Annotated in this window: 4 protein-coding genes; 3 read left to right on the forward strand and 1 reads right to left on the reverse strand. The window is 44.3% G+C overall.

Going from position 1 to position 6,191, the window contains the following annotated elements:
* Positions 1 to 188: 188 nt before the first annotated feature.
* The gene (gene patD / locus IQ234_RS19395) at positions 189 to 545 is read right to left on the reverse strand and encodes a heterocyst frequency control protein PatD (protein ID WP_110579126.1); all 357 of its coding nucleotides are present in this window, start codon (positions 543 to 545) and stop codon (positions 189 to 191) included.
* Between the two features lie 229 nt (positions 546 to 774).
* Here patD and IQ234_RS19400 point away from each other — a divergent pair, with 229 nt between their 5' ends.
* The 3 genes from IQ234_RS19400 (at position 775) to leuC (ending at position 5,946) form a co-directional block, all read left to right on the forward strand.
* Positions 775 to 3,072, forward strand: coding sequence for a RelA/SpoT family protein (locus IQ234_RS19400; RefSeq protein WP_193958283.1), 2,298 nt, complete (start codon positions 775 to 777; stop codon positions 3,070 to 3,072).
* Positions 3,073 to 3,270: 198 nt separating this feature from the next.
* The gene (locus tag IQ234_RS19405) at positions 3,271 to 4,269 is read left to right on the forward strand and encodes an MraY family glycosyltransferase (RefSeq protein WP_193958284.1); all 999 of its coding nucleotides are present in this window, start codon (positions 3,271 to 3,273) and stop codon (positions 4,267 to 4,269) included.
* A gap of 276 nt (positions 4,270 to 4,545) precedes the next feature.
* On the forward strand, positions 4,546 to 5,946 hold the full coding sequence (gene leuC, locus IQ234_RS19410) for a 3-isopropylmalate dehydratase large subunit (protein ID WP_193958285.1): 1,401 nt from the start codon (positions 4,546 to 4,548) through the stop codon (positions 5,944 to 5,946).
* The last annotated feature ends 245 nt before the right edge of the window (positions 5,947 to 6,191 follow it).

Genomic DNA, 6,191 nt, shown 5'->3' on the forward strand with positions numbered 1-6,191 from the left:
TCGGGAGGGGTCAGAGGTGAATAAGAACCAGCCTGAATAAGGGGGGTTGGATCCCCCCTGCCCCCCTTGATAAGGGGGGTGCCGATAGGCGGGGGGATCCCCCTTAATAAGGGGGCATCTGATAATTCTTAACGCCTACCTACTTAGGGTCAAGTATGCCACACAAACGGCGATCGAGCATTTAATCACTAATCGACAACTGCCCCTAACAAAACCCGACAATACCCCTTTAAAGTCGCCACTCGCTCGCTAATTATCTGTAAACGCTTCTCCCGTCCTTGCCGCGCTGAGGCCAAAAATAACCAATCCGTCTCCAGCAATCGCCACGATCGATATAGTTCCGTCTGGACCGTGCGCCAACGATTAGCCACCTCTGGGCTGAAATTGTCATCATTTAGTGACAATATCTCCCCTTCTAGACAGGTTTGTAAAGCTTGAAAAGATTGTAACCCCGTGGAAGCATCCCCATCCAGAAGGGCAAGACTGAAATCCTCCAGTTTTCTTAACAAAGATTCGTAGGCTTGATGGTAATTTGTCGGTAGCATCCAATACAAAGCGCGTTAGAATTTGTTACATAAGATTAACGATTTGCCGTCACGGTTGCAAGTCCTCTCTCCTCCCAACCAGAGACAAAAACTTAAAAGAATCCCGCCCTTTTCGCCGATCGATCCGATTCCAGTGTTAGAGAGTTAAGCAATCTGGCATCCCTTCGGCCTAATAATTTTCTAGTTATCCGTCTCCACCACCCCTATTATCCATCTCCCCCATCTAACCATGAACGCCATCACTGCCACCCAACCAGAAACCCTCACCGCCCTTCCCCGGGACACGGAACCGAAAAAAGCGTTAGTTTTACCCGATTGGCTGAAAGAATGCCTAATTACCTACGAAAACGACCCCCAGAATCCCGATAGCGATTTAATCTGTCGGGCCTTTAATTTCGCTCACAAACTCCACGAGGGGCAGTATCGCAAATCCGGGGAACCCTATATCGCCCATCCTATAGCTGTAGCGGGATTACTGCGGGATCTAGGGGGTGATGGGGCAATGATCGCGGCGGGATTCCTTCACGATGTGGTGGAAGATACGGAAGTTACCCCTGAGGAAATCGAGGATAGATTCGGTGTCGAGGTGCGTAATTTGGTGGAAGCGGTGACAAAACTCTCCAAATTCAACTTTTCTAGCAAAACTGAACGGCAAGCGGAGAATTTTCGCCGAATGTTCCTGGCGATGGCTCAAGATATCCGCGTCATCGTGGTAAAATTAGCCGATCGCCTGCACAATATGCAAACCCTCGAACACCTTAACCCGCAACAGCAGCAACGCATCGCCCTCGAAACTAGAGAAATCTTTGCTCCTCTGGCTAACCGTTTAGGAATTGGGCGATTTAAATGGGAATTAGAGGATTTATGCTTTAAATACCTCGAACCCGATGCTTATCGCACCGTGCAGTTATTGGTATCGGAAAAACGCATCGATCGAGAGTCCCGCATCGAAACCGTTACTAACACATTGCGGGAAAAATTGCAAGAAATTGGCATAAAAGTTCTTGATTTACAGGGTCGCCCCAAACATCTCTACGGCATTTATCATAAAATGCACAATCAGGGTAAAGAATTCGAGCAGATTTATGATATCGCCGCCGTCCGCATTATCGTCGAAACTAAAGAGGAATGTTATCGTTGTTTAGCCGTAGTTCACGACCAATTTACCCCGATTCCCAACCGTTTTAAAGACTATATCGGTTTACCAAAAGCTAACCGTTATCAATCTCTCCATACCACCGTTGTTGGTTTAAATGCCCGCCCCCTAGAAGTGCAGATTCGCACCCTAGAAATGCACCATGTTGCTGAATACGGTATTGCAGCCCATTGGAAGTATAAAGAAACCGGTTCTAGTCAGACAACTTTAACCGCCGAGGATGAAAAATTTGCTTGGCTGCGTAATCTTCTCGACTGGCAAAAAGACCTTAAAGATGGCCAAGAATACATGGATGGCCTGAAAAATAATTTCTTTGAAGAAGATATCTATGTTTTTACCCCCAAAGGTGATGTGGTGGCTCTGGCCCAAGGCGCGACACCAGTAGATTTTGCCTATCATATTCATAGCGAAGTAGGTAATCAGATGAAAGGGGCAAGAATTAATGGTAAATGGTCAGTTCTTGATGCTCCCTTGCAAAATGGTGATCTGGTGGAAATTCTCACCAGCAAAAATAGTCACCCTAGTTTAGATTGGTTAAATTTTGTCGTTACTCCTAGCGCCAGAAATCGCATCCGGCAATGGTACAAAAAATCGCGCCGAGAAGAAAATATTAGCCGAGGTCGTGATTTATTAGAGAAAGAATTGGGGAAAACTGGCTTCGATGCCCTGCTAAAATCAGAACGAATGCAATCGGTGGCTAAACAGTGCAATTATGTGGCAGTAGATGATTTATTGGCGGCTTTGGGTTACGGCGAAGTTACCCTAAAAAATGTGGTTAATCGTCTGCAAGAAACAGTTAAAAATCAACAGGAAATTTTAACGGTCAAAAATCCGCCCGATGTCCTAACTGATTCCCAATTGATTCTACCACCTTCTCCCGTTCAAAGGGCTTTACCCGTCAGTAAATCACCGATCGCCGGTGTGGAGGGATTAGTCTATCGTTTGGCTGGTTGTTGTTGTCCTTTACCCGGAGAAAATATTACCGGTATAGTCGCCCATGCGGGGGAAGGGATTGTTATTCACCGTCAGGGCTGCTCGAATGTGGAAAAAGCCGAAGCTGAACGCTTAATTCCTGTTAGTTGGAACCCCGTAGATGACCAGGGACGTTATCCAACTTATCCAGTAAATATTCAGATTGAAGTGATTGATCGCGTCGGGGTTTTTAAAGATATTCTCTCTCGCTTAAGTGACCAAAATATTAACGTTCGCAATGCCGGAGTTAAGACGAATTTCGGTAAACCTGCTTTAATTTCCCTGAAAATTGAAGTAAAAGACCTGCAACAATTTGAACGCTGTGTTACTCAAATTAAGCTGATGAGCGATATTTTAAACGTTCGTCGCATCAGTCAGGTAAAAAGCGATCGAGAGTAGGTTAAACCTAAAATTTCTGCTCCTATCCCCCAAACGCTGGAGTGCCTTAGCTTTTGAAGAAGGATCGGCAAAAGGCAAGAGGCAATAGGGGGAATAAATAATCAGTTTTTAATAACCAGATTTAGTATGACTTTTTTTCGTTACTTTTTGTCACCGAACAACGTAGGATCGATAATTAATCTGAGCGCAAAAATCCCTATGTTATTATCCCTACTCTCAGTTATTAGTTTTCTGATTAGTTTTCTGGTGGTTGCCCTGATTAAACAACGTTTTAGCCAACAATTGTTAGATATTCCCAATGAGCGTAGCAGCCATAGTCAACCCACACCTAGAGGAGGTGGACTCGGTTTTGTCGTTGCTTTTGCTCTGACTGGCTGCCTCAGTTATTTTCTCCTTTCTCCTTCCCTACCTCTCATTCCCCTGTGGTTATCCTTGACTCCTTTAATTATTATCGGCCTTCTCGATGATCGTCGCGGTATTCCCTCTAGTATTCGCTATTTAGTGCAGTTATCCTCCGCTAGTGTTGCGGTTACTTTTTTCGGTGCTTTTCCCCAATCTTGGCTATTAGATTTGGGTTTTGTTGGCAAAATTTTGGCTATTATTCTCACAATTATCGGCCTGACCGCGATCATTAATTTTTATAATTTTATGGATGGTCTCGATGGTTTGGTGGCTGGCTGTACGGCGGTACAATTAGGATTTCTCGCTCTGTATTTTCAGCAACCAATTTTATGGCTTTTAGTGGCAGCTTTAGGGGGTTTTCTCCTCTGGAATTGGTCGCCAGCAAAAATTTTTATGGGCGATGTGGGTAGCACCAGTTTAGGGGCAATTGTCGCTATGGTTTTACTTAATAACCAGGGCAATCAAAGTCAAGCTTGGTCAGCTTTAACTATCACTTTTCCTCTGATTGGTGATGCTATTTATACCCTAATTTGTCGATTATTCAGAAAGGAAAATATCTTCCAAGCTCACCGCAGTCACCTTTATCAAAGATTACAAAAATCTGGCTTGTCTCATTCACAAGTAGTGATTATTTATATGGGGGTAACTCTCCTGATTGCTATTAGTGTTAACTATTTAGGAAACCTAGGATCATGGCTGAGTTTACCTCTGATTATAGGATTAATTGTTCTGGGAGAAATTTATCTGAACAGCAGAGTTAGTAAGCATAATTTACCAGTGACAAGAAAAGAATAAATTTTTTATTGCTATGGCTCCTGGAGTTAAATCAAGAGAATGTTATACTAAATACTCTTGAAAGATTATAGAAAACGGGAGGTAAGGAGCAGAAGTAATTAATCAAATAGTTATTGGCAAAAGTCTTTTATTTCACTCAAAAACCGATGGTTTTAATCTGGCAAAAACAAAGCTATTTATCTCTTATCCCTCCTAACCAAGAGAAAAGAAAAAATTAATATTTATCGGCTGGAGTTAGCTGATATGATTAGGGAGATGACTATCATTCCAAAGTCAATGAGCGCAAGAACATTATTCGATAAAGTCTGGGACGCACACACGGTTAAGATTCTTCCCAGTGGACAGACACAATTATTTATCGGACTGCATCTAGTGCATGAAGTCACCAGTCCGCAAGCTTTTTCGATGCTAAGAGAAAGGGGTTTAAAAGTATTATTTCCCAGACGGACTATTGCCACCGTCGATCACATCGTCCCCACCGAAAATCAGGCTCGTCCTTTCCTTGACGATTTGGCCGAGGAAATGATCCGGGCGATCGAAACTAATGTTCAAACTAATCATATTCCTTTCTATGGCATCGGTTCCGGCAATCAGGGCATAGTTCATGTGATCGCTCCCGAACAGGGCCTAACCCAACCCGGGATGACGATCGCCTGTGGTGATTCCCACACCTCCACTCATGGCGCTTTTGGGGCGATCGCTTTTGGCATCGGCACTTCCCAAGTACGCGATGTTCTTGCTACCCAAACCCTATCCCTATCGAAATTAAAAGTGCGTCGAGTCGAGGTAAACGGCGATTTAAACCCCGGAGTCTATGCTAAAGATGTAATTCTCCATATTATCCGTCAATTGGGCGTAAAAGGCGGTGTTGGTTACGCCTACGAGTATGCTGGTAGTACAATCGAACGGATGTCCATGGAAGAAAGAATGACGATTTGTAACATGGCGATCGAAGGTGGGGCCCGATGTGGTTATATCAACCCCGATCAAATCACCTACGATTATCTCAAAGGTCGTGATTTTGCGCCTAAAGACTGGGAAAGTGCGGTTAATTGGTGGGAAAGCATTAAAAGCGATGCCGATGCGGTTTATGACGATGTGGTGGTCTTTGATGCCGGCGAAATCGAACCCACCGTTACTTGGGGAATCACTCCGGGCCAAGGAATCGGGGTTAACGAAGTCATTCCCACTCCCGATAGTTTACCGGCAAGTGAAAGAGCGATCGCAGAGGAAGCCTATCAATACATGAAACTCACCCCCGGCACCCCGATTAAAGGCACAAAAATCGATGTCTGCTTCGTCGGTAGCTGTACTAACGGCCGGATCAGTGATCTGCGCGAAGCGGCCAAATTTGCCCAAGGTCATCGTGTGGCCCCCCATGTGAAAGCTTTTATCGTCCCCGGTTCCGAAAGAGTCAAAAAACAGGCGGAAGCGGAAGGATTAGACCAAATTTTCCTCGCATCGGGCTTTGAATGGCGCGAAGCAGGCTGTTCCATGTGTTTAGCCATGAATCCCGATAAATTGCAGGGAGATCAGATCAGCGCCTCCTCCTCCAATCGTAATTTTAAAGGTCGTCAAGGTTCCGCTTCCGGTCGCACTTTGTTGATGAGTCCGGCGATGGTGGTAGCGGCAGCGATTAAAGGGGAAGTCACCGATCCAAGGGAGTTGTTACAGTAGTTATCTCAATGGTGAGTCAGGAGTCAGTATTCAGGAGGCAGGAGATAGGGTGATAGGGTTTTGGGGTGATAGGGTTTTGGGGTGATAGGGTGATGAGACAGCTTCCCCACTTCCCCACTTCATAATTCATAATTCATAATTCATAATTCATAATTCATAATTCATAATTCATAATTCATAATTCATAATTCATAATTCATAATTCATAATTCATAATTCATAATTCATAATTCATAATTCATAAT

It is taken from the genome of Microcystis aeruginosa LEGE 91341, assembly GCF_015206885.1.
Classification (GTDB): domain Bacteria; phylum Cyanobacteriota; class Cyanobacteriia; order Cyanobacteriales; family Microcystaceae; genus Microcystis; species Microcystis aeruginosa_H.

Excerpts from the sequence above, each read along its gene's own strand:
- leuC (WP_193958285.1), top strand. The coding sequence starts at position 4,546 with ATGAGCGCAAGAACATTATTCGATAAAGTCTGGGACGCACACACGGTT.
- IQ234_RS19400 (WP_193958283.1), top strand. The coding sequence starts at position 775 with ATGAACGCCATCACTGCCACCCAACCAGAAACCCTCACCGCCCTTCCC.
- patD (WP_110579126.1), bottom strand. The coding sequence starts at position 545 with ATGCTACCGACAAATTACCATCAAGCCTACGAATCTTTGTTAAGAAAA.
- IQ234_RS19405 (WP_193958284.1), top strand. The coding sequence starts at position 3,271 with ATGTTATTATCCCTACTCTCAGTTATTAGTTTTCTGATTAGTTTTCTG.